Origin of the sequence: Streptomyces sp. NPDC001717, assembly GCF_042892775.1 — a bacterium.
Taxonomy (GTDB): domain Bacteria; phylum Actinomycetota; class Actinomycetes; order Streptomycetales; family Streptomycetaceae; genus Streptomyces.
In genome coordinates this window covers 153144-179554 of the sequence record NZ_JBIAUK010000006.1, presented here as the reverse complement: position 1 = coordinate 179554, position 26411 = coordinate 153144, and the positions used below count along the sequence as shown (strand labels likewise).

The 26411-nt window shown below is 72.4% G+C and carries 26 protein-coding genes, 1 tRNA gene and 1 pseudogene; 13 read left to right on the top strand and 15 right to left on the bottom strand.

All coding sequences use genetic code 11. The features are described from left to right. Positions 1-129 precede the first annotated feature (129 nt). Entirely contained in the window at positions 130-2022 is a 1893-nt protein-coding gene (locus ACFYZL_RS13795; RefSeq protein WP_384750271.1) for a putative bifunctional diguanylate cyclase/phosphodiesterase, read from the bottom strand. 347 nt (positions 2023-2369) lie between these two features. On the opposite strand from ACFYZL_RS13795, the gene ACFYZL_RS13790 reads away from it, so the two are divergent. Further along, complete coding sequence (locus tag ACFYZL_RS13790) at positions 2370-3605, top strand: M6 family metalloprotease domain-containing protein (protein WP_388678852.1); 1236 nt, start codon at positions 2370-2372, stop codon at positions 3603-3605. 70 nt (positions 3606-3675) lie between these two features. On the opposite strand, the gene ACFYZL_RS13785 is transcribed toward ACFYZL_RS13790, so the two are convergent. From ACFYZL_RS13785 to ACFYZL_RS13770, 4 genes and pseudogenes are all read right to left on the bottom strand, one after another. After that, a tRNA-Lys gene (locus ACFYZL_RS13785) sits at positions 3676-3749 on the bottom strand. Next, a pseudogene (locus tag ACFYZL_RS13780) lies at positions 3740-4322 on the bottom strand (bifunctional DNA primase/polymerase). Before ACFYZL_RS13780 ends, ACFYZL_RS13785 begins: the two are co-directional and overlap by 10 nt. Before the next feature lie 210 nt (positions 4323-4532). Further along, on the bottom strand, positions 4533-4874 hold the full coding sequence (locus ACFYZL_RS13775) for a hypothetical protein (protein WP_384750276.1): 342 nt from the start codon (positions 4872-4874) through the stop codon (positions 4533-4535). Positions 4875-4967: 93 nt separating this feature from the next. Further along, positions 4968-5537, bottom strand: a complete 570-nt coding sequence (locus tag ACFYZL_RS13770) for an NADPH-dependent FMN reductase (RefSeq protein ID WP_384750278.1) — start codon at positions 5535-5537, stop codon at positions 4968-4970. A 131-nt stretch (positions 5538-5668) separates the two neighbouring features. Here ACFYZL_RS13770 and ACFYZL_RS13765 point away from each other — a divergent pair, with 131 nt between their 5' ends. After that, the gene (locus ACFYZL_RS13765; protein WP_388678849.1) at positions 5669-6148 is read left to right on the top strand and encodes a MarR family winged helix-turn-helix transcriptional regulator; all 480 of its coding nucleotides are present in this window, start codon (positions 5669-5671) and stop codon (positions 6146-6148) included. A gap of 133 nt (positions 6149-6281) precedes the next feature. Next, positions 6282-7922, top strand: coding sequence for a recombinase family protein (locus tag ACFYZL_RS13760; RefSeq protein WP_388678846.1), 1641 nt, complete (start codon positions 6282-6284; stop codon positions 7920-7922). An 84-nt stretch (positions 7923-8006) separates the two neighbouring features. Here ACFYZL_RS13760 and ACFYZL_RS13755 read toward each other — a convergent pair whose 3' ends face one another. The 3 genes from ACFYZL_RS13755 to ACFYZL_RS13745 are packed head-to-tail and all read right to left on the bottom strand — an operon-like array spanning position 8007 to position 12066. After that, the gene (locus tag ACFYZL_RS13755; RefSeq protein ID WP_388678843.1) at positions 8007-9356 is read right to left on the bottom strand and encodes an AAA domain-containing protein; all 1350 of its coding nucleotides are present in this window, start codon (positions 9354-9356) and stop codon (positions 8007-8009) included. Then, on the bottom strand, positions 9353-10930 hold the full coding sequence (locus tag ACFYZL_RS13750) for a hypothetical protein (protein WP_388678840.1): 1578 nt from the start codon (positions 10928-10930) through the stop codon (positions 9353-9355). The genes ACFYZL_RS13755 and ACFYZL_RS13750 overlap by 4 nt, the downstream gene beginning before the upstream one ends. Continuing rightward, entirely contained in the window at positions 10918-12066 is a 1149-nt protein-coding gene (locus tag ACFYZL_RS13745; RefSeq protein WP_388678837.1) for a hypothetical protein, read from the bottom strand. The genes ACFYZL_RS13750 and ACFYZL_RS13745 overlap by 13 nt, the downstream gene beginning before the upstream one ends. A 104-nt stretch (positions 12067-12170) precedes the next feature. On the opposite strand from ACFYZL_RS13745, the gene ACFYZL_RS13740 reads away from it, so the two are divergent. Next, complete coding sequence (locus tag ACFYZL_RS13740; protein ID WP_384750328.1) at positions 12171-12767, top strand: histidine phosphatase family protein; 597 nt, start codon at positions 12171-12173, stop codon at positions 12765-12767. A 92-nt stretch (positions 12768-12859) separates the two neighbouring features. Here ACFYZL_RS13740 and ACFYZL_RS13735 read toward each other — a convergent pair whose 3' ends face one another. After that, positions 12860-14179, bottom strand: a complete 1320-nt coding sequence (locus ACFYZL_RS13735) for a tetratricopeptide repeat protein (protein WP_388678834.1) — start codon at positions 14177-14179, stop codon at positions 12860-12862. Between the two features lie 245 nt (positions 14180-14424). On the opposite strand from ACFYZL_RS13735, the gene ACFYZL_RS13730 reads away from it, so the two are divergent. The 3 genes from ACFYZL_RS13730 (at position 14425) to ACFYZL_RS13720 (ending at position 16520) form a co-directional block, all read left to right on the top strand. After that, complete coding sequence (locus tag ACFYZL_RS13730; protein ID WP_384594671.1) at positions 14425-14838, top strand: hypothetical protein; 414 nt, start codon at positions 14425-14427, stop codon at positions 14836-14838. Positions 14839-14855: 17 nt separating this feature from the next. After that, complete coding sequence (locus ACFYZL_RS13725; RefSeq protein ID WP_384750296.1) at positions 14856-15728, top strand: spermidine synthase; 873 nt, start codon at positions 14856-14858, stop codon at positions 15726-15728. A 165-nt stretch (positions 15729-15893) separates the two neighbouring features. Beyond that, positions 15894-16520, top strand: coding sequence for a class I SAM-dependent methyltransferase (locus ACFYZL_RS13720; RefSeq protein ID WP_384750299.1), 627 nt, complete (start codon positions 15894-15896; stop codon positions 16518-16520). Here ACFYZL_RS13720 and ACFYZL_RS13715 read toward each other — a convergent pair whose 3' ends face one another. Continuing rightward, complete coding sequence (locus ACFYZL_RS13715) at positions 16521-17060, bottom strand: hypothetical protein (protein WP_384750302.1); 540 nt, start codon at positions 17058-17060, stop codon at positions 16521-16523. A gap of 79 nt (positions 17061-17139) precedes the next feature. Here ACFYZL_RS13715 and ACFYZL_RS13710 point away from each other — a divergent pair, with 79 nt between their 5' ends. From ACFYZL_RS13710 to ACFYZL_RS13685, 6 genes are all read left to right on the top strand, one after another. Continuing rightward, positions 17140-17829, top strand: coding sequence for a response regulator transcription factor (locus ACFYZL_RS13710; protein ID WP_384594659.1), 690 nt, complete (start codon positions 17140-17142; stop codon positions 17827-17829). Positions 17830-17839: 10 nt separating this feature from the next. Then, positions 17840-19243, top strand: coding sequence for a sensor histidine kinase (locus ACFYZL_RS13705; protein WP_384750305.1), 1404 nt, complete (start codon positions 17840-17842; stop codon positions 19241-19243). Positions 19244-19295: 52 nt separating this feature from the next. Beyond that, positions 19296-19460 (top strand): DUF5993 family protein, encoded by a 165-nt coding sequence (locus ACFYZL_RS13700; protein ID WP_384750308.1) that lies wholly within the window; start codon positions 19296-19298, stop codon positions 19458-19460. An 11-nt stretch (positions 19461-19471) separates the two neighbouring features. Further along, positions 19472-20113, top strand: coding sequence for a disulfide bond formation protein B (locus ACFYZL_RS13695; RefSeq protein ID WP_384750309.1), 642 nt, complete (start codon positions 19472-19474; stop codon positions 20111-20113). Positions 20114-20215: 102 nt separating this feature from the next. Continuing rightward, complete coding sequence (locus tag ACFYZL_RS13690; protein WP_388678826.1) at positions 20216-20890, top strand: NADPH-dependent F420 reductase; 675 nt, start codon at positions 20216-20218, stop codon at positions 20888-20890. 105 nt (positions 20891-20995) lie between these two features. Continuing rightward, on the top strand, positions 20996-21298 hold the full coding sequence (locus ACFYZL_RS13685) for a DUF3303 family protein (RefSeq protein ID WP_384750315.1): 303 nt from the start codon (positions 20996-20998) through the stop codon (positions 21296-21298). Here the strand turns inward: ACFYZL_RS13685 and ACFYZL_RS13680 are convergent. The 5 genes from ACFYZL_RS13680 to ACFYZL_RS13660 form a co-directional block, all read right to left on the bottom strand. Continuing rightward, positions 21287-21472: a hypothetical protein gene (locus tag ACFYZL_RS13680; RefSeq protein ID WP_388678823.1), complete on the bottom strand. Its 186-nt coding sequence runs from the start codon at positions 21470-21472 to the stop codon at positions 21287-21289. The genes ACFYZL_RS13685 and ACFYZL_RS13680 overlap by 12 nt on opposite strands. A gap of 71 nt (positions 21473-21543) precedes the next feature. Next, positions 21544-22890, bottom strand: coding sequence for a GH1 family beta-glucosidase (locus ACFYZL_RS13675; protein WP_384750320.1), 1347 nt, complete (start codon positions 22888-22890; stop codon positions 21544-21546). Further along, positions 22887-23711 carry a carbohydrate ABC transporter permease gene (locus tag ACFYZL_RS13670; protein ID WP_384750323.1) on the bottom strand — a complete coding sequence of 275 codons (825 nt, stop codon included), beginning with the start codon at positions 23709-23711 and terminating at the stop codon, positions 22887-22889. Before ACFYZL_RS13670 ends, ACFYZL_RS13675 begins: the two co-directional genes overlap by 4 nt. Then, complete coding sequence (locus tag ACFYZL_RS13665) at positions 23708-24670, bottom strand: carbohydrate ABC transporter permease (protein ID WP_384750325.1); 963 nt, start codon at positions 24668-24670, stop codon at positions 23708-23710. The genes ACFYZL_RS13670 and ACFYZL_RS13665 overlap by 4 nt, the downstream gene beginning before the upstream one ends. Before the next feature lie 384 nt (positions 24671-25054). Beyond that, complete coding sequence (locus ACFYZL_RS13660; RefSeq protein WP_384749921.1) at positions 25055-26383, bottom strand: ABC transporter substrate-binding protein; 1329 nt, start codon at positions 26381-26383, stop codon at positions 25055-25057. Positions 26384-26411 lie beyond the last annotated feature (28 nt).

Sequence of the window (26411 nt, the reverse complement as noted above, 5' to 3'; positions counted from 1 at the left end):
TCCCCCTCGGTCGAGCGATTCGCCGTGGTCCGGCGGCGAATGGGTCGACTTCAGGCTAAACCCGATGATCATTAATGACCGCCGGATTCCGTTTCGTTTTGTTTTGTTACGAGAGGGGCGGGAGCTGCCTCAGACCAGGGGGTGCGGGGCGGGCCCGTCCTGCTCGGCCGAAGCGGAAACGGAAGCGGCAGCGGCGGCGGCGACCTGGCGGCGGATCATGCGGGCGATCGCGTCCGGCGGGACGGCACGCGAGTACAGCCAGCCCTGGCCCGTGTCGCAGCCGACGCGCCGCAGCCGCGCCGCCTGGCCCGCGGTCTCCACGCATTCCGCGGTGACGGTGAGGCCCAGCCGGTGCGCGAGCTGGACCAGGGCCTCGACGATGGTCTCGTCGGCCGGATTCGGGTGGGTGCCCTCCTCGTAGCGGAAGCCGCGCACGAAGGAGCCGTCCAGCTTCAGGACCGAGACCGGCAGCCGGCTGAGGTAGGCCAGGTTCGAGTACCCGGTGCCGAAGTCGTCGATGGCGATGCGCACGCCCATGTCGCTGAGGGCCTGGAGCGCCTGGAGCGGCCGGCCCGCCGAGCCCATCACCGCGGACTCGGTCAGCTCCAGCTGGAGCAGCTGCGGCGCGAGCCCCGTCTCGGCGAGGATCTCCGCGACGTCGCCCACCAGGTCGGAGTCCCACACCTGGCGCACCGCGACGTTGACCGAGACGAACACCGGCGCGTCGCTGGGCTGCTCGATCTGCCAGCGCCGGGCCTGCCGGCACGCCGTGCGCAGCACCCACCGGCCCAACTGGACGATCGAGCCGTCCTCTTCGGCGATCCCGATGAACCGATTCGGCGTCAGGGTGCCGAACTGCGGGTGGTTCCAGCGCACCAGGGCCTCGACGCCCCGCAGCGCCCCGCTCTCCAGGTCCACCAGAGGCTGGTACTCCAGCGCGAACTCTCCCCGCTCCACCGCCGGCCGCAGGGTGGAGGAGAGCGCCTGCCGCGTCATACGGTGCGCGTTGCGTTCCGGGTCGAAGAGGGTCCAGCGGGCCTTGCCGTCCGCCTTGGCCCAGTACAGGGTCGTGTCGGCGGCCTGCATCAGGCAGGTCGCCGAGGTCCCGGCCGTCGCGCGCTCCACCACCCCGATGGACGCCGAGACGGACAGCCGCTGCCCGGCCAGGTCGAACGGCTCCTGTACGGCGGCCAGTACGCTCCGCGCCAGGTCGGCGAGCTGCTCGGTGCCGGTGGAGTCCTCCACGAGCAGGGCGAACTCGTCGCCCCCGAGCCGCGCCACGAGGTGGCCGCCCGTACGCCCGTATCCGGACTGGTCGGCGCACTGGGTCAGCCGGGCCGCGACGGCGGTCAGCAGCCGGTCGCCGACGCGGTGGCCGAGGGTGTCGTTGACGGCCTTGAAGCCGTCGAGGTCCAGGTAGCAGAGCCCGATCCGGCCGGTGCCGCCCCCGTACTCGTACGAGGAGGCCTCCAGGGCGGCGGAGAGCCGCTCGAAGAACAGCGCCCGGTTGGGCAGCCGGGTGACGGGGTCGTGCATCTGGAGGTGGCGCAGCCGGGCCTGGAGGTCGCGGCGGTCGCTGATGTCGGCGACGGACAGCAGGACGTCGCCGGTGCCGGGCACGGGCCCCAGGGTGACCTCGGTCCACAGCGAGTGCCCGTCGGGGTGCTTGAGGCGCCGGGTGCAGCGCAGTCGCGCCTGCCGCCCGCGGAGCACCTCCTGGTACGCGGCCCAGGTGCGGGCCTCCGCGGCCAGGTCGACCAGGTCGGCGGCGCACCGGTGCGCGAGTTCGTGCGGCTCGGCGCCGAGCAGTCCGGCGAACGCCTGGTTGGCGGTGACGACGTAGCCGTCCCGGTCGACGACGGCCATGGGCAGGTGGGCCGCGTTGAAGGCGGCCCGGTAGTCGCGTCGTTCGGCCTCGGCGCGGGGCGGGCTCGCCGTGGCCGACACGGCCGGGTGACGCTCCGTGACGGCCGAGCGGATGCTGTCGGCCGCCGAACCGGTTCCTTCTGGGGTTCCGCTCACCGTTGGCTCCCGCAGTGCGTGTCGGTGTCCGTGCAGGAAAGTGTGCCGATCATAGAGGCAGTCGGGAGGCCCTATCCAGCGGCGTCGCCGTACGGCCGGGGGTGGTTCGGAGTGATGACGAACCGTTGACCAAAGGACGGGCGATCGTTTCTGTGCGGCTGTGAGCACACGGAGTCCCCTGTTGATCTCGCGTGATCGGTCGTGACGTTCTGTAGGTGGTGGCGTGAAGTCCGGGGGTCACCGACTTGCCGTACTGCTCACTCGTGTGGGGCAGCGGAACAAGGCATTAGTAAGACAATCGCCTCAAGGTGGGACGAGAGGGTAGAAATCCACCACCGGAGGTCGATGTGCCGCGACAGCAGACACCCGGGGGAGTGGACCGCTCCCGCCTCCGCAGTGCGGCTGCCGCGCTCACCTCGCTGTCGGCGCTCGCCGCCATGTCGCTCGTCGCGGGCCCCGCGGTCGCCGACTCCGGGGCCGGCCCCTGCGCGCTGACCCGCACGGCGGCCCACCACTCGCTCGGCCTGGACTCCTGGAACGGCGCCTACCCCAAGCCCGAGCGCACCCTGAACGCGGTGATGGTCTTCCTCTCGTTCCCCGACCACCGCCCCGCGCTGACGCCCGCGCAGATCGCCGCCGACCACTTCCCGTCCACCAGCGACTTCTTCGAGCAGGCCTCGTACGGCCGCTTCCACCTGGTCCCGCACCCGCAGAAGACCTGGATCCGGATGCCGAAGCCGTCCACCGCGTACGGGATAAGGCGCGACTGGGCCCCCGGGGACCGGGCGGCCTACCTGCGCGACGCGGTCGCCGCCGCCGACCCCGGGGTGGACTTCTCCCAGTACGACGTCGTCTACTTCGTCGCCGACCCGGAGGCCCCCGGAGTGGACTCCGACGCCACCAAGGTCGTCAACTTCGAGCAGCCGATCGTCGCGGACGGCGCGGAACTGCGCCGGATCGTCACCGTCTTCGAACGCCACCCGCCCGACCGCAACGTGCTGGCGCACGAGACCGGCCACGTCTTCGACCTGCCCGACCTCTACCACCGGCCCACGGACGGCAAGGGCGACTGGGACACGTACGTCGGCGACTGGGACGTCATGGGGAGCCAGTTCGGCATGGCCCCCGACCTCTTCGCCTGGCACAAGTGGAAGCTGGGTTGGCTGGACGCCTCCCAGGTGGACTGCGTGCAGTCGGGCTCCTCGCTCCACACCCTGCAACCGCTGTCCCAGGCCCCGCCCAGCGGCGGCACGGGCGGGACCCGGCTCGCCGTGATCCGTACGGGTCCCGGCAGCGCCATCGCCATCGAGGCGCGGGGCTCCGCCGGCAACGACGGCAACACCTGCACGGAAGGCGTCCTCGTCTACCGGGTGCGCAACGAGGCGGCGTCCGGCGGCGGCCCGATCGAGGTGCTGGACGGGCATCCGCGGACGGAGGCCTGCTGGGAGCACTCGGTGTACCCGCCGCTCGCCGACGCCCCGCTGGAGGTGGGCGAGTCGTACACGGTGCCGGGGGAGCGGATCAGGATCGAGGTCGCGGACCGGACGCCCTCGGGCGCGTACACGGTGAAGATCACCACCTGAACGCCCGGATGAACGACCGGATGAACGAAGAAGGCCCCCACTCCGAGGAGTGGGGGCCTTCTTCCGTCTGTGCGCCGCCAGGGACTCGAACCCCGGACCCGCTGATTAAGAGTCAGCTGCTCTAACCAACTGAGCTAGCGGCGCTTGCTGACGTCGTAGACATTACCAGGAGGTTCCGCGGAACTAAAAATCGATATCCGCAGCTCGGGCGGCGCGGACGAAAGCCCACAGCAGGGCGTCGGGGCCGGGGAGCCAGGGAGTGCGGGAATCGGGGGCCACCAGCCACCGCGAAGGACCGGCCGAGGCGGCCAGCGGGGGCACGGTGACCGCGTCGCCCCGACCGTGGCAGAGCGGCGCCGGAACGCCGCGCGCACCTCCCCACTCCTCCCACGCCAGCAGCGCGGGCAGCCGGTGGGCGGTGCCGGGCGCGGCGAACAGCAGCATCCGCCCCCGGTGCACGGCGACCGGACCGCAGCCGGGCCCCTCGGCCCAGAGCAGGTCCAGGATCCGGCGGCCGACCACGAGCGGCACGTTGACGACGTCGAAGGCCACCCCGCACGGCAGCGCGGCGGGTGAGGTGGGCCGCGCCTGCCATGCCGCGAGGGTCAGCCCCGGATGCGCACTGGCGGAGGCGAGCCAGTGCGCGCCCTGCGGGGTGACGTGGGTGGCGGGCGCGGTACGTACGTCCACTTCGAGTGCGGGGCAGCCGGGAGTCATGACGCCAGGTCTACCCGGTGTGACGTACCGCTCTCCAGGAGTTACCGGAAACGGGGACGGGGCGGGGGGTGCGGGTGTATGTTGCGCCCCGCATATGCCAGTCCGCTGCCGGTTCGCTGCGCTTGGCGGTGCGGACGCTCGGGTGCGGCGCCGCTGCGGGGGCTCCGCCCCCGGACCCCCGCGCCTCAAACGCCGACGGGGCCGGAGTTGCTACGGCGTATCGGTGCCGCGTTGGAGGGATTCGCCGAATTCGATCATCTTGCGGGCGTAGTCCTCGGTCCACTCCGCCCGTTCGGCGATGGCGGCCGGGGACAGCCGGTCGAACCGTCGGGGGTCGGCCAGCTGTGCCGCGGCCACCGCCTGGAACTCCACCGCACGCTCCTGCGCGGCCCGGAACGCCAGAGTCAGCTCCGTCGCGCGGGCGAGCAGCTCCCGGGGGTCCTCTATCGACTCCAGGTCGAAGAAGTGCTCCGGATCCGCCACGACCTCGGACGGTTCGAAGAGGAGCGGCGCGGGCCGCAGCCTCCGCTCGGTCCGCTCGGGCTCTGCCATGCGTGTCCTCCTGCTGCGCGTGCGAATGGTTTCCGGGCCACCGTCCATTGTCCAACGGCCCGCAAGGGCGCACGAAGGGCCCGCGCGCGCCGGTCAGGCGGAGACGGACTCGCCCGCCCGCTGTGCGGCCAGCAGTGCCACGTCGTCGAGCACGCCGGTCAGCTCGTCCGCGAGGCCCTCCGGGGCCAGGAACCCGTCCGGTCCGACCAGCTTCGGGATGCCCGCGACCGCGACGGAGCGCTCGGCGGGCACCATGCCCACCTGGGTGAGCACCGGCAGCAGCATCCGGGCGGCCGGGACGCCGCCCGTGGGGCCCGCGCTGTAGCTGACGATGCCGACCGGCTTGCCCTTCCACTCGTTGTAGAGGAAGTCGACGGCGTTCTTGAAGGGGGCGGTGAAGCCGCCGTTGTACATCGGCAGCACGAAGACGAGGGCGTCCGCCGACTCGATCAGCGCACTCCAGTCCTTGGTGTGCTGGTGGGCGTAGACGCCGCTGGAGGCGTACTCGGGCTCGTCCAGGAAGGGCAGCGCGATCTCGGCGAGGTCGACGGGGGTGACCTCGAAGTCGCCCCGGGCGCGGGCCTGCTCGGCGACCCACTGGGCGAGCGGGCGGCCGGAGGAGGTGGGGCGGGTGGCTGCGGAGATGACGTGGAGACGGGTCACGGCGGGGAACTCCCGATCGGTCGGTGCGGTTGGTCGTCGAACGTTGTTGACGTGTCACCTATAGAAGCCGGGGGATGGGTGACATGTCAACCAGGTAGGTGATGTGTCATCGATCTGGCTAGAGTGCGGACATGACCACCCCATCGGAGCCGCCGCGCTGGCTCACAGGGCCCGAGCAGGACGCCTGGTACGCCTGGCGTCGGATGTTCCCGCTGGTCAACGCGGAGATCGCGCGGGACCTCAGCCAGGACAGCGCCCTCTCCGAGGCGGATTACGACGTCCTGTCCGTGCTCGGTTCCACGGACGGCCACCGCATGCGGATCAGCAAACTGGCCGAAATGATGCACTGGTCGCGCAGCCGGCTGTCCCACCAGCTCACCCGGATGGAGCAACGCGGCATCGTCCGCCGCGAGGACGTCGCCGCCGACGGCCGGGGTGCCGAGGTGGTCCTCACCGAGGCCGGCGTGGAGACGATCACCACGGCGGCCCCGCTCCACGTCGAGTCGGTCCGCCGCCACCTGATCGACATCCTGACCCCGGAGCAGCTCGCCGTCCTCGCCGAGGTCGGCGAGACGCTCCGCATCCGCTTCGGCGTCGAACGCAAGACCTGAGCCAGTGCCCGGCCACAGGGCGGCCGAACCTCCGTGTCACCCACATGGGTGGCCATCGTCTGATTCGCCTCCCGGGCTCGGAAGCCGAGGTCACCGTGTGGCTTCGTGGGGAGTCGACTATGCAGGGGGGGGCATGTCGTACGGACTTTCACCAGGTGCTCGGGTTCTGAAGATGCGGCGTATCAGTCGAGATCCTGAAGACAGTTCTGCCCTGGCGCGTCAGAGCGAGGCTCTGGACGGCGCAGTCGCCGAAGGGCGGTTCGCTGTGGTGGGGGACGCGGAGGACTCGTTCATTTCGGGTGCGGTCCCTCCGGAGGCGCGGCCTGGTCTTGGCAGATGGATGCGTGCGCCGCTCTGGTACGAGTGGGACGCGATCATGGTCACCTCTCTGGACCGCATCACTCGTAACCAGACACATTGGGAGATGTTCGCGGACAAGTGCCACCGGGGCGGCAAAGACATCATCTGCCTGGATGACCCCGCTCTGGACATCGCCCCCGGCAGCGGCCGGATGATCGCCTACATCAAAGCGACCCAAGCGCAGGAGTACCGGGAAGCGATCGTGCAGAAGCGCCGGAACCAGACTGCGTACTACCGCGATGAGTCCTTGTGGGGCGGTGGCACTTGGCCCTTCGGGTACCGCCCGGTGCTCACGGAGCACCGGGGCAGGCAGCGCTACAAGCTGGTCGTCGGTCCCGTGACCGGCCCCCTGATCCGTGAGGCGTACGAGCGGATCGGTGTCCAGGGGTGGAGCATGAGCCGAGTGTGTGAGGACTGGAACGAGCGGGGTGTCCTCACGTCGCAGAACTACCAGCGGAGCGTTAACGCAGGCGAGAAGAAGGTAGGCGTCAAGACGGCCGTCAAGGGGACCAGATGGACGACTTCCACCTTGGGGAAGATTCTGAAGAAGCCGATCCTCCAAGGCATCGCGATGCACAAGGGCGAGCCGCTCCTTCGTGACGGTATGCCGGTGCAGTGGGCGGATCCAATCCTCAGCGATCAGGAATTCGCCACGTTGCAGGCAGCCGTGACCGCACTCGGTCGGCATCGTGCGGGCATCAAGTCCAACGCGTCTCCCATGGCGGGTGTCCTCCGCTGTCCGTGTGGCAGGAAAATGTACGAGAACAGCTCGGCAGGGAAGCTGAGTACAGGAGAGATCCGTCCCCACAAGTACTTCCGCTGTTCCTCCTGGTCCAACGGTGAGGCCTGCGAGTTCTCCGTCTCCTGGGCGCAGGATCAGCTCTACGCCATGGTGGAGCATGCGTTCCTGTCCAAGTTTGGGAATGAGGAGATCACGGAACGCCGGTATGTCCCTGGAAGGGACAACAGGAAGCAGATCAAGGAGCTCGAGCGCGCCATTGGCAACCTTGCGCAATCGATCGCGTTGGCTGCTTCCCCTGCTGTGGTGTCCTCCCTGACCGGGACGATGGAGCGGCACGCGGCCACCCTCGAAGCACTGATGGCTGAACCCTTCGTGCCCGGGCGGTGGGTGGTCGCCGGAACCGGTCGGACCTACGGCGAGAACTGGTCAGCCATGAGAGGTTGGAAGGAACGGGGGCCCTTCCTCCACGAAGCCGGCTTCCGGCTCTTCGTCTGGGGACACCCCAAGGCGGGGGACCGAGAGAAGGCCGTTTACGTCGTCTCTCCGAATGATGTCGCCGAGAGGGTCAGCGGCGCTCCGGCTGGATCGGTTGAGCCGGGAGATGAAGAAGCCTGGAATCTCGAAGCGTTGAAAATCTTCGAGGAAGCTCTAGGGGTGGGCGGCGTCACGTAGGACCCGTCGGCCCGGGATCGGACGGGCGGGAGGGGTTGCGTGCACGCGGCCTCGGATGTTCTGGAGCCTGAGACCGCCTGTCCTCTACGGTCGCCACGAGACACGGTGGTTGGACCAGAAATCCCACGTGGCCATCATCGCCTCCCAGCCGTCCGGGAACTTCACCGTGACCCCCAGCTGCACCGGCTCCGTCGACGGATGGTCGTCCAGGAGTTCCGCTATGCCCGCGCGGGCCACGACCACGCAGGCGTGGCGGTGGCGGGAGGCCAGGACGCACAGGCGGCCCGTCTCCAGGTGGAACGCCGTGGCGTCCGGACGGCCCGACAGCGGGTGGAGGACCACCGTCAGGTCGTACTCGCGGCCCTGGAGCCGGTTCGCGGTGTCCACCGTGACGCCCGTGACCCCGAGGGCCGACAGGGCCGCGCGGACCGCGGCCGCCTGGTCGCGGTGGGCGGTGCCGACCGCGATCCGGTCGGCGGTCAGCGGGGTGGGGTCCGGGGACTGCTCGTCGGTGGTGACCGTCCCGCGGTCCAGCGCCCGGCGCACCACCAGGGCCACCGCCGCCACCGCCTCAGGGTCGGTCCGCGGGGTGTGCCGGGCGGGCAGCTCCAGCAGGCCCCAGCCCGACTCGGCGGCCTCGTCCAGCACCCGGTCCGGGCCGGAGCCGTCCGACGCGACCCCGTACGACATGCGCCGCTCGCCCGGGCCCGTACCGCTGCGGAACCGCGTGTACGGGTAGAAAGCGCGCGAGACCAGCGGCGCGGCCGACGCCGGGAGCCGCCAGGACACCGGGAGCCGGTGCTGCGGCAGCCCCGGGTTGTGCGCGAGGAGGGTGGACACCGCCGACGCCGAAGGGTCGTAGGAAAGGCCCGCCCACTGCTCGGCGCCGACCACGCTGAAGGGGTCCAACTGCCCCGGGTCGCCCACGAACAGCGCCCGCTCGAACAGGCCCGCCACGGCCAACAGCGCGTCGGAGCGCATCTGGTACGCCTCGTCGACGATCGCGTGCTCCCAGGGCTCCGCGTCCTTGACGTAGGCCCACTTCGCCGCCGTGGAGATGGTGATGGGGAGTTCGGCCAGGTCGCCGGGCTTGGCGGAGAGGGTGACCGAGGGGAGCTCGCGCAGGGCGGGGTCGTAGGCGTCGCCGTCGCTGCTGTGCAGCCGGCCGACCTTCAGCTCCGGATCCTTGTCGGCGAGCCGCAGCACCAGGTCGTCGACCTGGGCGTTGGTCTGCGCCACCACCATCAGCCGGCGCCCGGCCGCCGCCAGCTCCCGGGCCGCCCGGACCACGAGCGTGGACTTGCCGGCGCCGGGCGGGGAGTCGACGACCACGCCCCGCTCGGCCCCGTACAGGGTGTCGCGCAGGATGGCGGCGGTCGCCTCGGCGGCCGCCGCCCCCGGGTCGAAGGCCGCGGAGGAGTCGATCGCGGTCACAGAAGGTCCTCGTCGGTCACGGAGTCGGGCAGGACGGGGGCGGTCAGGTGTCCCGGCGGTCCGCCGTGCGTCCACGGGGTGTTCTCCGGGTCCGGAAGCTTCGGGCCGCCGCGCGCGTCGTGCTCGAAGAGCGTCCAGCACACCCGGTCGCCTTTCTCCGGCACCGACCCCGGTTCCGGATCACGGCCGCGGCCCATCTTGTCGAGCAGCCGCAGCACGACCAGGCCCTCGCCCTCGTACCGCACGAACTGCGCCGACTGCGGACGCCCGTCCAACGAGCGGAACACCTTCGCCCCGCCCCCGCCCCCGTCGCCGAGCCCGGGCCGGTCCTCGGTGGCCACCGTCACCAGGGGGCGCGGGCTCGGCCGCTTCGCCTCCGTCCACTCCATCACCACCTCGGTGACCTCACCGGCGAAGGCCTCGCCCGAGAGCCGCCGACCCGCCATGACCAGGGGGTCGTCCAGCGCCTCCTGGGCGTCGAGCCGCACCTGCTCGGTCTCGCGCGTGGCCAGCTTCTGAGCCGCCGTCACCGCGTCGTCGTGGCGCGGCTGCGGCGGTTCGCCCGCCCGTACGCGGTCCCGGTGGCCGGTGTACGACCAGCGGTCGCGCGTCCAGCGCTCCTCGGCACGCTCGCCCGGTGACAGGGCTCGGGCCAGGTCCAGCGCCTGCCACACCGCGTCCCAGGTCGGCCGCAGCTGCGCCCTCACGAGGGCCCGTACGCCCTCCTCGGCGCGGGACACCGCCCGCTCGTCGCGGGGCTCCGCCGTGCGCGCGGCGTCGTAGCGGGCCATCGCCGGGGCCAGCAGCTTGTTGTCGAAGGCCGGGTCGGTGGCCGGACCGGCGGGCGGGACCAGCAACTGGCCGTCGCGGTCCCGGCCCAGCTCGGCCCGCTCCGCCGCCACGGCGCCGGATTCGCCCTCCGGGGGCGCGATCCAGGCCAGGAGGGCGGCCAGGTGCTGGTCCTCCAGGTTGCTCTGACCGGTCGCCCAGTGCCGGGACAGCAGATCGGTCGCCGACAGCAGCATCGAGGAGCCGGGCACCCGCGAGCGCTCGGCGAGGTGCGTGAACCAGCGCCCCAGCAGCGGCACCCGGGCCGGGGCCGGATACGGATTCTCCGGATCCTCCTCGGCCGTGCGCCGGAAACGCATCGACCGCCCCAGCAGCCGCACGTACTCGATGCCCGCCCTGCTCGGCACGATCAGCTGCGGCGCGTCCAGGCACAGCTCGGCCTCGACCTTGGAACGCTTCCCCGTCTCGGGATCGGTCTCGCTGCGCTCGACGAGCTCCACGGCGTCCGCGTACCCGTCGATGTGGTCCAGCACGTGCACGGCCAGGTCCGCGAGGAAGGACCAGCGCAGGTCGCGGTCGCGCGGCTGCGGTATCACGAAGACGTGCGGTTCGTGCCGGTCGGTGCCGACCATCGCGCCCAGCGGGGCGCCGGCCTCACCGGCGGTGGTCAGCGGCACGAAGACCAGCGGGTTCTCGCTCAGGTGGCGGTGGCGCACGGTCGCGAGCGGCTGGGCGCGGCCCGCGCGGACGGCCTCCAGCCGGGCCAGCGTGTTCAGGAGGGGCATGCCGCGCCCTCCTCGGCCGAGCGCAGGGCCTCGGCGCGCAGCCGGGCCGCGTGGTGCAGGGCCTCGGCCGTGGGATCGCCCTCGGGGCCGGCCCCGGCGGCGGCCGCCGCGAGGGCGGCCTCGATGGTGGTCAGAGAGCCCAGCTCACCCCGTACGGAACGGCCCAGCGAGGTCACCTCGCCCGCGGCGCGGGCCCGCTCCCGGCAGTGGAAGGCCAGCTCGCAGGCGGCCAGGCACTCGGGGGCGTACGAGGCGTCCACCGCGGCCACGGCTTCGGCGAGTTCCTCGGCGGTGCGCTCCGGGTCGAAGCTGAGGCCCTCGGGGAGGGCGGCGGCCAGCTCGTCGACCCTGGTCAGGCGTTCGAGCTGGCGCAGGGTCACCGAGCGCTCGCGGCGGACGTCGACGGCGGACGCGGTGGGCAGGTTGGAGAAGTCCTTCGGGCAGACCAGCAGCACGGTGTGCCCGACCTCGGCGCCCGTCAGCTTCCGGGCGGTCTTCTCCAGGGCGAGCACGTACACGGCGGCCTGGCGGGCGGCGGCGCCCACCTTCGCGGAGTCGGCGGACCCGTCGATCATCGGGAACGACTTGATCTCCACGACCGTCCAGCGGCCGTCGGGGTGGACGACGACGGCGTCCGGCTCCAGGTAGGCGGGGGAACCGGCCACCTCCAGGGCCAGCATGGGGTGGTCCAGCAGGGTCCAGGTCCCCGCGGCGGTCGCCTCGCGCAGCGCCAGCGCGGTCCGGGCGGCGCGGCCCTCGGGGCCGGCGGCGGCCAGATCGGGTACGAGGGCGCCCCGGCCGGGCGGTTCGGCGCCCGCGCCGAGGTGCTCGTGCACCAGCCGCAGCAGCTCGGCGCCGCCGTCGCCCTTGACCTTGGCCTCGAAGGAGTTGCCGCGCACGATGGCGAACTGTGACTGCCCGAAGGCGGCGGGCGAACCGAGGGCGGAGGCGAGGACGGTCTTGTCCACGCCGGCGCCGTCGAGCAGGGTGCGTCGGCCGCAGCCGGGGTTGGCGGCGAGCGCGGCCAGCGCCCGGGCGTCGAGCGGGCGCGGGGGCACGGCGGGGCCGCGCAGACCGGCGAGCCGCTGCCGCAGCGTGGTCGGCTGCGCAGGGCTGCTGGGCGGGTAAGAGCTCACCCGCGGAAGTGTCCCATCCGCCACTGACAATCGCGGGCTTCGTCCGGAAAACGGCGGTGGGATGATGGGTGGACGCTGGAATCCCCCACGACCCGGAGAACCACATGGCCCCCCGCATCCTGCTGGCCCGTCACGGCCAGACGGCGTGGTCCAAGCTCGGCAAGCACACCGGACGCACGGACGTGCCGATGCTGGAGGAGGGCCGGCAGGGCGCGAAGCTGCTCGGCGAGCGGCTGGCCCGTGAGCCGTGGAACGGCCTGCCGGGGGTGGAGGTCCGCACGAGCCCGCTGGTCCGCGCGAGCGAGAGCTGCGAGCTGGCGGGCTTCGGCGTGCGGGCCGATCCGTGGGACGCGCTGATGGAGTGGGACTACGGCGACTACGAGGGCATGACCCCGGCCGAGATCCAGGCGGTCCGGCCCGGCTGGCTGATCTGGCGCGACGGCGTCCCGGGCGGCGAGTCGGTCGCGGACGTGGGGGCGCGGGCGGACCAGGTGGTCGAGTGGGCCCGTTCCGCGGAGCGGGACGTCCTGGTCTTCGCGCACGGCCACATCCTGCGGACGCTGGCCGCGCGCTGGCTCGGCTTCGACGTCTCCTTCGGCGCGCGGATCCGGCTGGAGCCGACGTCGCTGTCGGTCCTGGGGTGGGCGTACGGGGCCCCGGCGCTGGAACGCTGGAACGACACGGGGCACCTGGACACGTAGCGGCCGTTGACGGTGCCGGCGCGGCGCCGTTGTCGGGGCGCCGCCCCCGCACCCTCGCGCCTCGAACGCCGGCGGGGCTGGATGTGCCGGGCTCAGACCGCCGCGTGCCGAGTGAGGAACGCGCCCACGCGGGGGGAGCGTTGGTGGGGGATCAGGGTGCGGGCCGTTTCCGAGAGCATCGCGCGGATGCGGGTGGAGTGGACCTCGGTCAGCAGGTCCAGTACCCGCCCGCCCGCCCAGGCCGCCTCGTCGGGAGCCCCGGCACGGGCCAGGTCGCCGGCGAGTTCGGCGGTGTACAGGGCCACGTTCCGGGCGAAGTGCGGGTCCTGGAGGTCGGCCGCGCGCCGGGCGTGCCGGGCCGCGCGGGCGTGTTCGCCGAGGGCCGCCCAGCAGCGGGACTCCAGCGACTCCAGTTCGGCTTCGCCGAAGAAGGACATCCACTCGGGGTCGGCGCCCGCCGGACCCCGGGAGAACTCCGTGTGCGCCCGCGTCAGCGCCTCCTCGCACGCCTTGCGGTCGGACAGCCCCGCCCAGCCCCCCGCCTCCCGGAGGGCGAGGAGGGAGAGCAGCCGCGGTGAGCCCAGCGAGCGGGCGGCTCGGCGGCCCGCCTGGGCCGCGCGGACCGCCTCGCGCGAGCGCCCGCAGTCCCGGGCCAGGAACGCCATGTTGCTGAACGCGTGCGCCTCCAGACCGGCGTCCCCCGACACCCGGGCCGTGGCGAGGGCCTCCGCGTAGTGCGAGCGGGCGTCGTCGAAGCGGCCGGAGTCGTGGGCCAGCCAGCCGACGGAGACGGCCAGTTCCCCGGCGCCCGCGTGCAGCCGGTCCTCGGTGGACTGCCGGGTGGCTCCCGCGTCGAGGAGCGCGTACGCGGTGCGCAGCGGCTCGGCGGCCCTGCGGTAGAGGGCGTCGGCGCCGTGCCGGTCGTCGAGCAGCCGGATCTGGCGGACGGCGTCCTCGACGGCGGCGGCCTCGGACTCACCGGCGCGGGAGGGGAAGCGGCGGGTGTCGCCGAGCAGGGTGAGGCCGAGGGTCGCGGCCGCCACGGTCGCGGAGCCGCCCGCCATGAACGCGCGACGCAGCACGTCGCTCTCCTTGGATGGGGTGGGGGAGGTGAGGGTGGAGAAGGGGTCGGGATCGCGCTGCGCCGAGCGGCCGCGGACCGCCTCCCTCGGAGAGAATCCGAGGTCGGGCAGGGCGCGGCCGGGGAACATGTGGAGGAAGACCCGCTCGTACGCGTAGTTGGGGCAGCGGATCTCGCCGGACTCGACCCTGCCGATGTAGCGGGCGTCGCAGGAAACCGTTTCGCCGATTTCCCTCGCGGCCCGGCGCACCAGCGCGGCGAACTCGGCCGGGGAGTGCTGCCCGCGCAGTCGCCGGAACGTGGAGTTGGGTGAGTGGGGGGACGCCGCCATGGACGTGGCCTCTCTGGCAAGGAACCCAGCGCCGGTGCTGTGACGTGTGGGGCCCGGCGCGCATGAACGTACCGTCAGCGGGGGGTGGTTGATGCGCTGTTTGGCTACAAAACGGATATCTCACCCGCGATCCGCCATGAACTGCCATCCTTTGCGGCGTCTTGCCGCCGCACCCGTTGACGTTCCCGTGCGTTGAACCCATGCGGATACGGATCGAGGAGGGGTTCCCCTTGGTGGAGGGCGGCATGGAGAGCACTGGAACGAACACCGCGCCCGAGCCCGGCCGGGCCCCGGCTCCGGGCCCGGATCTGGACCTGGTGACCGTGCCCGCGCGGCAGGGCCTGGAGGCGGTGGACATCATCCGCCGCGCCGCGAGCCCCGCCGGCGGGGTCGGGCCGGTCCTGCACGACGGATCGGGCGACACCCTGGGCTTCCTCGTCCCGCCCGGCACCGCCGACGCGTGGGACCTGCCGGGGAGCGCGTGTACGCAGACGAACGGGCGCGGAGTGCGGTTCGGCGACGCCGTCTCGCCCACCGCGGGCGCCACGGGCTGGCTGCTCCCGCCGGAAGCCGTCGGACCGGTCACCGACCCGGCGGTGCTGCGTGCGGCGCTCGGCGAGGCGGCCCGGCTGATCGAGGCCGCCGACAACTGTCGCTGACCAGCGATAATGGGGTCGTGGCGGGCAAGGACAGGGGCAAGGGCAGGCAGCGCGGCGGCGTGGAGGCGGTCGCCGGGCAGGTGGACGGCGGTCTGGCGGAGCTGGAGCCGGACCGGGAGCGTCCGGGCGCCTGGACCCTGCTGATCGACGGGGCCCCGCAGTCGCACGTGGACCTGGGCGACCCCGGGTACCTGGACTTCGCGTACCAGCGCCGGATCGGCCACCTGATCGACCTCGTCGCGCCCGCCCGGCAGCCGCTGAACGTGGTGCACCTGGGCGGCGGGGCGTTCACCCTGGCCCGCTACACCGCCGCCTCGCGTCCCCGCTCCACCCAGCAGGTCGTGGAGATCGACGCCGCGCTGGTGGCCTTCGTACGGGAACACCTGCCGCTGGACCCGCAGGCGCGGGTCCGGGTCCGGGCGGTGGACGCGCGGGCCGGGCTGGCCAAGGTGCCGGACGGCTGGGCGGACCTGGTGATCGCGGACGTGTTCGGCGGTGCGCGCACTCCGGCGCACCTGACGAGCACCGAGTTCCTGGACGACGTACGCCGTGCCCTGGCGCCCACCGGGTGGTACGTGGCCAACCTCGCGGACGGCCCGCCGCTGACGCACCTGCGGGGTCAGATCGCGACGGCCGCGTCGCGGTTCGCGGAGCTGGCGCTGGCAGCGGATCCGGTCGTGTGGCGGGGGAAACGTTTCGGCAACGCCGTGCTGGTGGCCTCCGACCGGGAACTCCCGGTCGCCGAGTTCACCCGCCGGGTCGCGAGCGACCCGCACCCGGGGCGCGTCGAGCACGGCAGGGCCCTCGCGGACTTCGCGGGCGGAGCTGCTCCGGTCGTGGACGCCTCGGCGGTGGCCTCGCCGCAGCCGCCGCCGTCGGTCTTCCGCTAGAGACGGGCGCCGCCGGGCCTTGTTTCCGCTCCGTCGGTCTCTGATGCTGTAATTCGGATCACAGTATGATCGATCCGGGTCTCGCGCCGAGGCCACCGCCTGCATAGCCTGTGGGCCCCGCAAGGGCTTGCCTTTCTGCAACGCGTTTCAGGAGACACTGAAGTCATGTCTGATTCCTCCACGACCTCCGGTCCGTCCACCCCCGGCACCGAGGGCTCGGATTACACCCGCAGGCTGGCCCGCCTGGAGAAGTCGGGGATCAAGCAGCTGCTGCCCACGCAGGCGCCGTACAAGTGGAACCTGCAGCGGCTGAAGCTGGGACGGGTCCTGGACGTCGGCTGCGGCATCGGCCGCAACCTGCTGAACTGCGGCCCCGACAGCGTCGGCGTCGACCACAACCCGCACTCCGTGCAGACCTGCCGCGACCGCGGTCTGACGGCGTACACCCCCGAAGAGCTGGCCGCCGCCCCGGACTGCGGGCCCGGATCCTTCGACAGCCTGCTCGCCGCACACCTGCTGGAGCACCTGGACGAGGACACGGTCACCTCGATCCTGGACCAGTACCTCCCGCTGGTGAAGCCGGGCGGCTCGGTCGTCTTCATCACCCCGCAGGAGGTCGGCTTCCGCACCGACGCCACCCACGTCCGCTGGGTCGGCTTCGAGGAGCTGCGCAGCCACGCGAGCCGGGCCGGGATCGCGGTGAAGCGCACCTACTCCTTCCCCTTCCCCCGCCCGATGGGCAAGGTCTTCCCGTACAACGAGTTCGTACTGGTGGGCACCGTCCCGGCCTGATCAGGGGTCGATGATCTCCACCGCCGGCGGGTGGTCGTGCCAGGTGCAGAACACCGACACCTCGCGGCCGTCCTTGGTGAAGGTGACCCGGATCCAGAAGTCCTGCTTCCACACCTGCATGCGCCAGCCGGCCGCGGGGGTCGCGGACACCAGCTCGGCGGAGGACGCCCCGAGGCTGAAGACGACCCGGCCGCCGGAGACGGGATAGGCCTGCACCTTGCCCGAAGCCTCCTCCTGCCTGCCCGCGCGGGGGGAGGCCGACGGCTTCGAGGACGGCCTGCCGGCGGAGGGATCCGTGGAGGGCCCGGCGGAGGAAGGCGTCGCGGGGACGGGCGACGGGGACTGCGACGGGGACGGCGACTGCTCCGGCAGTGACCGGTGGGTCGAGGAGGACAGCGGCTGGGCGGCGGCCAGCGGCACCGCGAGCGGCGGATCGTAGGCCGTGCCCGACATGACGGTGTGCACGCCCCACCACGACAGGGTCACCGCGGCCCCGGTCGCCAACACCCATGCCATGGCATGTACAAGTCCTCGTTGCATCAGGGCACATACTGCACCACCCGTCACAAGACCGTCCCGACACCCCGGTGGGTGGCCCGAATGGGCTACGGTGCGGGCCATGGCAAGTGTGCTCGTGGTCGAGGACGACCAGTTCGTACGTTCCGCCCTCATCCGGCACCTGACCGAGGCCTCGCACACCGTGCGGAGCGTCGGCACGGCCCTGGAGGCCCTGCGCGAGGTCGCCCACAACCGTTTCGACGTGGTCATCCTCGACCTCGGCCTGCCCGACCTGGACGGGTCGGAGGCACTGAAGATGCTGCGCGGCATCACCGACGTGCCCGTGATCATCGCGACCGCGCGCGACGACGAGGCGGAGATCGTCCGGCTGCTCAACGACGGCGCCGACGACTACCTGACCAAACCCTTCTCCGTGGAGCACCTCTCCGCCCGGATGGCCGCCGTCCTGCGCCGCGCCCGCGCGGCCGCCGGCGCCGAACCCCCCTCGCGCGTGCTGCGCGTCGGCGGGCTCGCCATCGACCCGCTGCGCCGCCAGGCCGAGCTCGACGGGACCGTACTGGACCTGACCCGGCGGGAGTTCGACCTGCTGGCCTTCCTCGCCGGGCGGCCCGGGGTGGTCGTGGCTCGGCGCGAGCTGCTCGCGGAGGTCTGGCAGCAGTCGTACGGGGACGACCAGACCATCGACGTCCACCTGTCCTGGCTGCGACGCAAACTCGGCGAGACCGCCGCCCGCCCCCGCTACCTGCACACCCTGCGGGGCGTCGGGGTCAAGCTGGAGCCGCCGCAGTGAGCAGGCCGCTGTGAGGTGGGCGCTGGTCAAGGTGTGCCTCGCGGTCACCGCCATGGTGGTCGTGGCCTTCGCGGTGCCGCTCGGGCTCGTCGTCCAGGAAATGGCCAGCGACCGGGCCTTCTCCAACGCCGAACGGCAGGCCGCCACCATCGGACCCACCCTGTCCATCACCACCGACCCGGTGCAGCTGCAGAAGGCCGTGGAGTCCACGCAGATGGGCGCCGCCCGGCGGATGGCCGTCCACGTGCCCGCCATCGGCGGCAGCGCCCCGGTGGAGATCGGCGGGGGCTGGGCCGGCGAACAGGCCGTCGCGGCGACCCGGCGGCTCGGGCGGGCCACGACGGCCTCCGCGACGGGCGGGGGCTCGGCGCTGCTCCAGCCCACCGCCCTCGGCTCGGGGGACATCGCCGTGGTGGAGATCTACGTACCGGAGAACGAGGTCAGCAACGGCGTCACCACGGCGTGGGCGATCCTCGCGGGCGTCGCCCTCGCGCTGATCGTCGGCTCGGTGGCGGTCGCCGACCGGCTCGGCGTCCGACTGGTCCGGCCCGCCGAGCGGCTCGCGGACGCCGCCCACCAACTGGGCGAGGGCAGGCTCGGCGCGCGGGTCCCCGAGGCCGGGCCGAAGGAACTGCGCTCGGCGGCCGTCGCGTTCAACGCGATGGCCGACCAGGTGGTGGAACTCCTCGCCAACGAACGTGAGCTGGCCGCCGACCTCTCGCACCGGCTGCGGACGCCCCTGACGGTGCTGCGGCTCAACGCGGCCTCGCTCGGGGACGGTCCGGCCGCCGAGCAGACCCGGGCCGCGGTGGAGCAGCTGGAGCGCGAGGTCGACACCATCATCCGTACGGCCCGCGAGCAGCGCCCGGCGACGGGGCTCGCCGGGGCGGGCGTGAACACCGGGTGCGACGCCTCCGAGGTGATCCGTGACCGGATGGCCTTCTGGTCGGCGCTCGCGGAGGACGAGGGGCGCGAGGTGCGGCTCGCGGGCGTGGACCGTACCGTGCGCATCCCCGTGGCCCGGCCCGAACTGGCCGCCGCCCTCGACGCCATGCTCGGCAACGTCTTCCGGCACACCCCCGAGGGCACCCCCTTCGCGGTGGACGTCCACGACGCGGGCGACGCCGTCATCGTGCTGGTCTCCGACGCGGGCCCCGGCATCGACGACCCGGACGCGGCCCTGCGGCGCGGCAACGACGGCGCCCGCGACGGCTCCACCGGCCTCGGCCTGGACATCGTCCGCCGGGTGGCGGAATCGACCGGCGGCGACGTACGGCTGGGCCGCTCGGTGCTCGGCGGCACCGAGGTACGGGTCTGGATCGGCCTGGACGGCCGCGACGGCGGCCGGGGCGGGGCGGGCGGCGTACGGGTGCGGGGCGGCCGGCGCAAGCGGCGCGGACAGCAAGCGAAGTAATCGGGGGCGCGCCTTGCGGGCGGTATGTCCCCATGTCGATACCGTCCGCTCCATGGACACCCTCATCTTCGGCGGCCTCCTCGCCACGCTGGTCGCCCTGTACCGGGAGTCGCCCCGGACGCTCGTGCTCGGGGCGTGGTGGGTCGTGCTGATCGCCGCGATCCTGCTGATGGCGCACCACATCACCAGCGGCCTCGCCCTGAAACTGAGCTACTGACGATGGCCGCGATGCACACCCTGCTCCCACAGTCGGCGCCGACGACCGGCCTGCTCGGCCGGATCCAGTACTGGTTCGCCTGCTTCTTCGCCATCGGCTGGACGGGGGTCGTCTGCGGCGGCCTCTACTACCAGTTCGGGCTGTGGGAGTACCCCTGCCCGCTCTGCATCGTGCAGCGGATGTTCATGCTGCTGGCCGCGTTGGGCGCGGCGTACGTCCTGCGCACGGCGATGGCGCACGGCACGCTGTCCGGCCGCGACTACATGACGGGCTGGGGCATGTCCCTGGTCGCGGTGATCGCCGGCTCCTTCGCGTCCTGGCGGCAGACGATGCTGCACGTCCTGCCGGGGGACAAGGGGTACGGCAGCGAGGTCTTCGGGCTGCACCTCTACGTGTGGGCGTGGATCCTCTTCCAGGCCTCGGTCGTCGCCATCGGCATCGTCATGGCCTTCGCCCACACCACGGCGGCCCGCACCGTCCCGGCGAACGTCCCCGGACCCCTGCGGACGGCCGGAACCTTCGCGCTGGCCTTCCTCGGCCTGGTCATCGCCGTCAACCTCGTGGCCGTCTTCTTCGAAGAGGGCCTGCACTGGTTTCTGCCGGACGACCCGACCCACTACCGCTTCTTCCACGACGTGGGCGCCCCCGACTAGTCGATCTTCCGTACGGAATGCCGTGCGCGCTGGTTGAGTTGGACCCGACGTGCCGCTTCGGCACGCCCGCAGTCCCACCCGCGCTCGATAGGAAGAACCGATATGCGTTACGCAGTCCTCGGCACCGGAATCGTCGGCCGCACCGTCGCCGCCCGGCTCGTTTCCCTGGGGCACGAGGTGGTCATCGGCACCCGCGACCCCGAGTCCACGCGGTCCCGCGCCGAGTGGTCCGACTGGCACGCGGGGCAGCCCGAGGTCGGGCTGCGCTCCTTCCCGGAGGCGGCACGGTTCGGGGAGGTCCTGGTCAACGCCACCGGCGGACAGGCCAGCATCGCCGCCCTGACGGAGGCGGACGCCGCCGAGCTGGACGGCAAGGTCCTGATCGACATCGCGAACCCGCTCGACTTCTCCCAGGGGTTCCCGCCGTTCCTCGACCCGGCGAACACCGACAGCCTCGGCGAGCTGATCCAGCGCACCTTCCCGGGGCTGCGGGTGGTCAAGACGCTCAACACGATGAACTGCCAGATCATGGTCGACCCGACGCGGGTCGCCGGCGACCACAACGTCTTCCTCTCCGGCGAGGACGCGGACGCGAAGAAGACCATACGGGAACTGCTCTCCTCCTTCGGCTGGAAGGACGAGAGCATCCTCGACCTCGGCGGCATCGAGACGGCCCGGGGCACGGAGATGCTCCTGCCCGTCTGGCTCCGGCTGATGGGGTCGCTGGGCCACTCCGAGTTCAACTTCCACATCCAGGGCGCCCACCCGAAGGCGTAGCGGCCCGGGCCCGGGGCACTCGAACGGTCCCCGCCCGGACGGTCGCGGAGATGTTGCCGCACCGGGCGGGGCCGCTCACGGTGGGCGTGACGAGAGGAGTCGCGCATGAGGGTCATGCTCCGTGCCCATCTGGACACGCAGGCCGCCAACGAGGGCATCAAGAGCGGCGCGCTGACGCAGTCGATCGCCAAGATGATGGACACCCTCAAGCCGGAGGCGGCGTACTTCGGCCCCGACGAGGGAGTCCGTTCCATGTGGGTCGTCTTCGACCTCCAGGACAGCTCCCAGCTGCCGAAGGTCACCGAGGACCTCTTCATGCAGTTCAACGCCGAGGTGGAGGTCAGCCCGGTGATGAACGGCGACGACCTGAGGAAGGGCATCGCCGCCATGGACTCCTCACCGGGCTGACCTCCGCCCCGGGCGCAGCCACTTCCCGGCCGGGAAGTCCGCCGGGCGGCGCAGCAGCCGCCGGCCGGACCACAGCCCGAACAGGCCGCCCGCCGTGAGGGCGAGGCACAGGAGGACGGGCCGGTCCCTGCGGCGGGGCCGCAGCGGACGCGCGGAACGCTTGGAACGGCCCATGGATCCCCCCCCGGACTGGGCTACGCCGTCACGATAGGCCCGCCGCGGACCCGACGGCAGGCCGGACGGCGTCAAGCGCGCGACAAGAAACCGGACTTGGCCACGCGGGCGTACCAGTGGGCACTGGAGCGCGGTGTCCGCGTCAGGGTCTCGTAGTCGACGTGGACGATGCCGAACCGCTTGTCGTAGCCGTAGGACCATTCGAAGTTGTCCATCAGCGACCACAGGAAGTAGCCCTCGATCGGGACGCCGTCCGCCAGCGCCCGGTGGACCTCGGCCAGGTGGGCCTCCAGATAGCCGATGCGGTCCGGGTCGTGCAGGGCGGGGCCGTACGCCGCGCCGTTCTCGGTGACCAGCAGCGGCACGCCGGGGGCTTCGCGGGCGCAGCGCGTGAGCAGGTCGTGGAGGCCCGTCGGGTCCACGGACCAGCCCATGTCGGTCCGCTCGCCCGGAGGTTGGTGGAAGGCCACCCCCTCCGCCCCCGGCCAGGGGGAGTGCTCCCCGCCGCCGTGGCCGTCCTCGCGCGGGCCGGGTGCGCCGTCGGGGGCGGCGGAGACCAGCGCCGGGGTGTAGTAGTTCACGCCCAGGAAGCCCAGCGGCCGATGGATCAGCGCCTCGTCGCCGGGGCGGACGAACGACCAGTCCGTCAGGGCGGCGGTGTCCTCGAAGAGGTCCTGCGGATAGGCCCCGTGCAAGAGCGGGCCGGTGAAGATCCGGTTGCCGAGGGCGTCGATGCGCCGCACGGCGTCCGCGTCGGCCGCCGAGCCGGTCAGCGGCCGTACCGCGCTCAGGTTGAGCGCGATGCCCGTCCGCGCCGACGCCGGCAGCGCGGCGGCGGCCAGCCCGTGCGCCAGGTTGAGGTGGTGCGCGGCGCGCAGCGAGTCGGCGGGGGAGGTCCGGCCGGGGGCGTGGACCCCGGAGGCGTAGCCGAGGAAGGCGCTGCACCAGGGCTCGTTGAGGGTGGTCCACAGCTCCACCCGGTCGGCCAGCGCCGCTGACACCAGCGAGGCGTACTCGGCGAAGGCGTACGCCGTCTCCCGCTCCGGCCAACCGCCGGCGCTCTCCAGCTCCTGCGGCAGGTCCCAGTGGTACAGCGTCACGCACGGCGTGATCCCGTACGAGAGCAGCTCGTCGACGAGCGCGTCGTAGAAGCCGATCCCGCCGGTCAGCACCCGCGGCCAGGACACCGAGAACCGGTAGGCGCCCAGCCCCAGCCCTGCCATCAGCCGCACGTCCTCCCGCCACAGCCGGTGGTGGTCCACGGCCACCTCGCCCGTGTGACCGCCGTGCACCTTGCCCGGCGTGGCGCAGAAGGTGTCCCAGATGGACGGCCCGCGCAGCGCGGCCGCCCCCTCGATCTGGAAGGCCGCGGTGGCCGTGCCCCAGAGGAACCCCTCGGGGAAATGGAGATCCGTCATCCTTTGACCGCTCCCTGCATGATGCCGCCGACGATCCGGCGGCCGAAGACGAGGAACACCAGCAGCAGCGGGAGCGTGCCCAGCAGCGCGCCCGCCATGATCACCGACTGGTCGGGGATGTAGCCCCGGCCCAGCCCGGTCAGGGCCACCTGCACCGTCGGGCTGCCGTTCTGGGTCAGCGCGACGATCGGCCAGAAGAAGTCGTTCCAGGCCATGACGAACGTCAGCATGGCCAGCACCGCCATCGCCGGCCGGGCCGCCGGGAACACCACGTGCCACACGATCCGCAGCGAGCTCGCCCCGTCCGTGCGGGCCGCCTCCACCAGCTCCGACGGCAGCGCCCGGGTCAGGTACTGCCGCATGAAGAAGACCCCGAAGGCGGAGACCAGGGTCGGCAGGACCACCGCCTGGAGCCGGTCGGTCCACGACAGCCGGGCGATCAGCATGTACAGCGGGACCACGCTCAGCTGCGGCGGGATCAGCATCGTGCCGACCACCAGCGACATCAGCAGCCGGCGGCCCCGGAAGCGGAGCTTGGCGAAGGCGAAGCCCGCCAGGGTGGAGAACAGCACCGTCCCGGCCGCCACCGTGCCCGCCACGATCACCGTGTTGAGCAGCGCCGTGCCCATGTTCGCGTCGGTCCACGCGACCCGGAGGTTGCGCCCCAGGTTCCCGCCGAACCAGAACGGCGGCGGGGTCTGCGCGAGACGCGTACTGCTCCGGGAGGCCGCGATCGCCGTCCACACCAGGGGGAAGAGCGAGCCGGCCGTGAACAGGGCGAGGACGACGTACGTGAACCTCCCCGCGCGCAGTGACCTCATCGGGAAGCCTCCCGTCCGCGCAGCAACCGCGCCGCGCCCGCGACGACCAGCAGGATCAGGAACATCGCCCAGGCGATCGCCGAGGCCCGCCCCAGGTGCAGGTTCACCCAGCCCTGCTCGTACAGGTACAGCCCGAGCGTCTGGAACTGGTGGTCCGAGCCGCCCGTCGCGCCCGACCCGCCGTTGAACAGCAGCGGCTCGCCGAAGAGTTGGGTGGCCCCGATCGTCGACACCACGCAGGTGAAGAAGATCGTCGGGCGGAGCGAGGGCACGGTCACGTGGACGAACTGCCGCCACGGCGAGGCCCCGTCGAGGGCCGCCGACTCGTACAGCTCGTCCGGCACGGCCTGCATGGCAGCCAGGTAGATCAGCGCGTTGTAACCCGTCCACCGCCAGATCACGATGGCGGACACCGCCAGCTGTGAGGCGAAGGTGCCGTTCTGCCAGTCCACCGCCCCGAAACCGACCGCCGAAAGCGCCCAGTTGACCATTCCGTAGTCCCGGCCGAAGAGCAGGACGAAGACCAGCGTGGCCGCCGCCACCGAGGTCGCGTACGGGGTGAGCACCGCGACCCGGAAGAAGGTCGAGCCGCGCAGCCTGTGGTTGAGCAGGTGGGCCAGGCCGAGCGCGATCGCCAGCTGCGGCACCGTGGACAGCAGCCCGATGGTGACGGTGTTGCGCAGCGCGTTCCAGAAGAACTCGTCGTCCCACAGGCGGGTGAAGTTCTTCAGCCCCACCCACGTCATCGAGTCCGGGTCGGTCAGCTCCACCTGGTGCAGCGCCGCCCAGCCCGTGTACAGCAGCGGGAACAGCCCGAAGGCGGCGAAGAAGAGGAAGAAGGGCGCCACGAAGGCGTACGGACTCCAGCGCACGTCCCACCGGTAGCGCCGCGAACGCCATTCCCCCGCGGGGCGGCGGGCGGAAGCGGCGGGGGCGAGCACCACGGTCTCGTCAGTCACGCCCCCACCACCCCCGCCCCGCGCCGGGCCACGCACCGCGCGACCGTTGGGGCTGCACGGGCCGTGCCGCGTGCCGCGCCTCCGGCCGGTCCTGGGGCTGCACGGGCTGGGTCCCCGGCCGGACTTGGGGCCGCAGGCGCCGGGCCTTCGGGCGGCCTCCGGGCCCCGTGCACCTCGCCACGGGACGGGCCGTGGGCCGTGCCTCCGGCCCGCCCCCGGGCCGCACGCGCCGGGCCACGGGGCGGGGCTCGGGCCCGGCCCCGACCGGGAGGACCCCCCTGCACGAGCCACGGCCGTGCCGCCCGCCGGCTCCCTGGCAGCCGGCGGCCGCGCAGGCGATGCGCCGCCGGTACACGCGGGGCCCGCGCAGCGGCTTCGGCCCGGTCACCGGGCCAACGCGTTGTCGATGGCCTTCACCGCCGCATCCCAGCCCTCCTGGGGGCTGCGGCCCTTCTGGTCGACCTGGAGCATCCCGATGTCCGCCAGGTTCTGCGCGATCACCAGGTCCTTCGGGCCGACCGCCGCCACCGGCACCCCCTGCGCCGCCTTCGCGAAGATCTCGCCGATCGGGGCCCCGCCGAAGTACTCGTGCTTCGCGCCCGACACCGACGGCAGCCCGTACGCCGCACTCGCGCTCGGGAAACTGCCCCGCTTCTCGAAGAGCTTCGCCTGCTGCGCCGGGGCCGTCAGCCACGCCGCCAGCTTCGCGGCCTCCTCGGCGTGCTTGCCCGCCTTCGGCACCACCAGGAAGGAGCCGCCCCAGTTGCTCGGCTTCGGCGCCTGCGCCACGTCCCACTTGTCCTTGCCGGCCGGGCCCGCCTTGTCCTGGATGTAGCCGAGCATCCAGGCCGGGCAGGAGACGGTGGCGAAGGAGCCGTTGGCGAAGCCCTGGTCCCAGGCCGGGGTGAACTGCTGGAGCTTCGCGCTCAGCCCCTCCGTCGCGAAGGACGCCGCCAGGTCGAAGGCCCCGCGCACCGCGGGGTTGGACTTGTAGACGACCTTGCCCTGGTCGTCGTAGAACCGCTGCGCGCTGCCGCCGGTCACCGCCGCCATCACGCCCGAGGCGGAGTCCACGAAGGCCTTCCCCTCCCCGGCCTTCGCCTTGTACGCCTTGCCGGCCTCCAGGTACTTGCTCCAGTCGCCCGCCCACAGCGCGCCGACCGCCGCCCGGTCCGTGGGCAGACCGGCCGCCTCGAAGAGGTCCTTGCGGTAACAGATGCCCTGCGGGCCGATGTCGGTGCCGAGACCGACCGTGGCCCCGCCCTTGGCCGCGCTCGCCGTGCCCTGCGCCCATTTCCACGGCAGGTACGCGGCCTTGTCCACGCCCGGCGCCTTGCCCAGGTCGACCAGCTTGTCGGCCTGGGTGGCGGTGATCTCCGCGATGTTGTTGACCTCGACGGCCTGGATGTCGGCGAGCCCGCTGCCCGTGCCCAGGTGGGTGAGGAGCTGGGGGTAGTAGTTCTCGTTCCGCTCGATGGAGGTCTGCTCGATGCGGACCCCGGGATGCTGCGCCATGTACTCGTCGTAGAGACCGGCCTCCTGGAGGCCGAAGGCCCCGAAGACCCCGACGGTGAGGGTGGTCTTCGCCTTGCCGCCGGCGGCCGTGGAGCCGCCCGCGGACGGCTCGGCGGGATCCTCCGCGCACCCCGCGAGGAGCAGGGCTGCCGCGCCGATCAGACCGGCGGTGGTGACAAGGGTTCTTCGGGCTCGCATCGGGGTCCTCCCTGGGGGACGGAACGTG

Coding starts and splice junctions, on each gene's coding strand:
- ACFYZL_RS13775 (WP_384750276.1), bottom strand. CDS start 4,874: ATGGCAGAGCCCGAGCGGACCGAGCGGAGGCTGCGGCCCGCGCCGCTC.
- ACFYZL_RS13740 (WP_384750328.1), top strand. CDS start 12,171: ATGGCCCCCCGCATCCTGCTGGCCCGTCACGGCCAGACGGCGTGGTCC.
- ACFYZL_RS13760 (WP_388678846.1), top strand. CDS start 6,282: ATGTCGTACGGACTTTCACCAGGTGCTCGGGTTCTGAAGATGCGGCGT.
- ACFYZL_RS13765 (WP_388678849.1), top strand. CDS start 5,669: ATGACCACCCCATCGGAGCCGCCGCGCTGGCTCACAGGGCCCGAGCAG.
- ACFYZL_RS13670 (WP_384750323.1), bottom strand. CDS start 23,711: ATGAGGTCACTGCGCGCGGGGAGGTTCACGTACGTCGTCCTCGCCCTG.
- ACFYZL_RS13685 (WP_384750315.1), top strand. CDS start 20,996: ATGAGGGTCATGCTCCGTGCCCATCTGGACACGCAGGCCGCCAACGAG.
- ACFYZL_RS13735 (WP_388678834.1), bottom strand. CDS start 14,179: ATGGCGGCGTCCCCCCACTCACCCAACTCCACGTTCCGGCGACTGCGC.
- ACFYZL_RS13690 (WP_388678826.1), top strand. CDS start 20,216: ATGCGTTACGCAGTCCTCGGCACCGGAATCGTCGGCCGCACCGTCGCC.
- ACFYZL_RS13675 (WP_384750320.1), bottom strand. CDS start 22,890: ATGACGGATCTCCATTTCCCCGAGGGGTTCCTCTGGGGCACGGCCACC.
- ACFYZL_RS13700 (WP_384750308.1), top strand. CDS start 19,296: ATGGACACCCTCATCTTCGGCGGCCTCCTCGCCACGCTGGTCGCCCTG.
- ACFYZL_RS13720 (WP_384750299.1), top strand. CDS start 15,894: ATGTCTGATTCCTCCACGACCTCCGGTCCGTCCACCCCCGGCACCGAG.
- ACFYZL_RS13750 (WP_388678840.1), bottom strand. CDS start 10,930: ATGCCCCTCCTGAACACGCTGGCCCGGCTGGAGGCCGTCCGCGCGGGC.
- ACFYZL_RS13680 (WP_388678823.1), bottom strand. CDS start 21,472: ATGGGCCGTTCCAAGCGTTCCGCGCGTCCGCTGCGGCCCCGCCGCAGG.
- ACFYZL_RS13660 (WP_384749921.1), bottom strand. CDS start 26,383: ATGCGAGCCCGAAGAACCCTTGTCACCACCGCCGGTCTGATCGGCGCG.
- ACFYZL_RS13695 (WP_384750309.1), top strand. CDS start 19,472: ATGCACACCCTGCTCCCACAGTCGGCGCCGACGACCGGCCTGCTCGGC.
- ACFYZL_RS13715 (WP_384750302.1), bottom strand. CDS start 17,060: ATGCAACGAGGACTTGTACATGCCATGGCATGGGTGTTGGCGACCGGG.
- ACFYZL_RS13710 (WP_384594659.1), top strand. CDS start 17,140: ATGGCAAGTGTGCTCGTGGTCGAGGACGACCAGTTCGTACGTTCCGCC.
- ACFYZL_RS13730 (WP_384594671.1), top strand. CDS start 14,425: ATGGAGAGCACTGGAACGAACACCGCGCCCGAGCCCGGCCGGGCCCCG.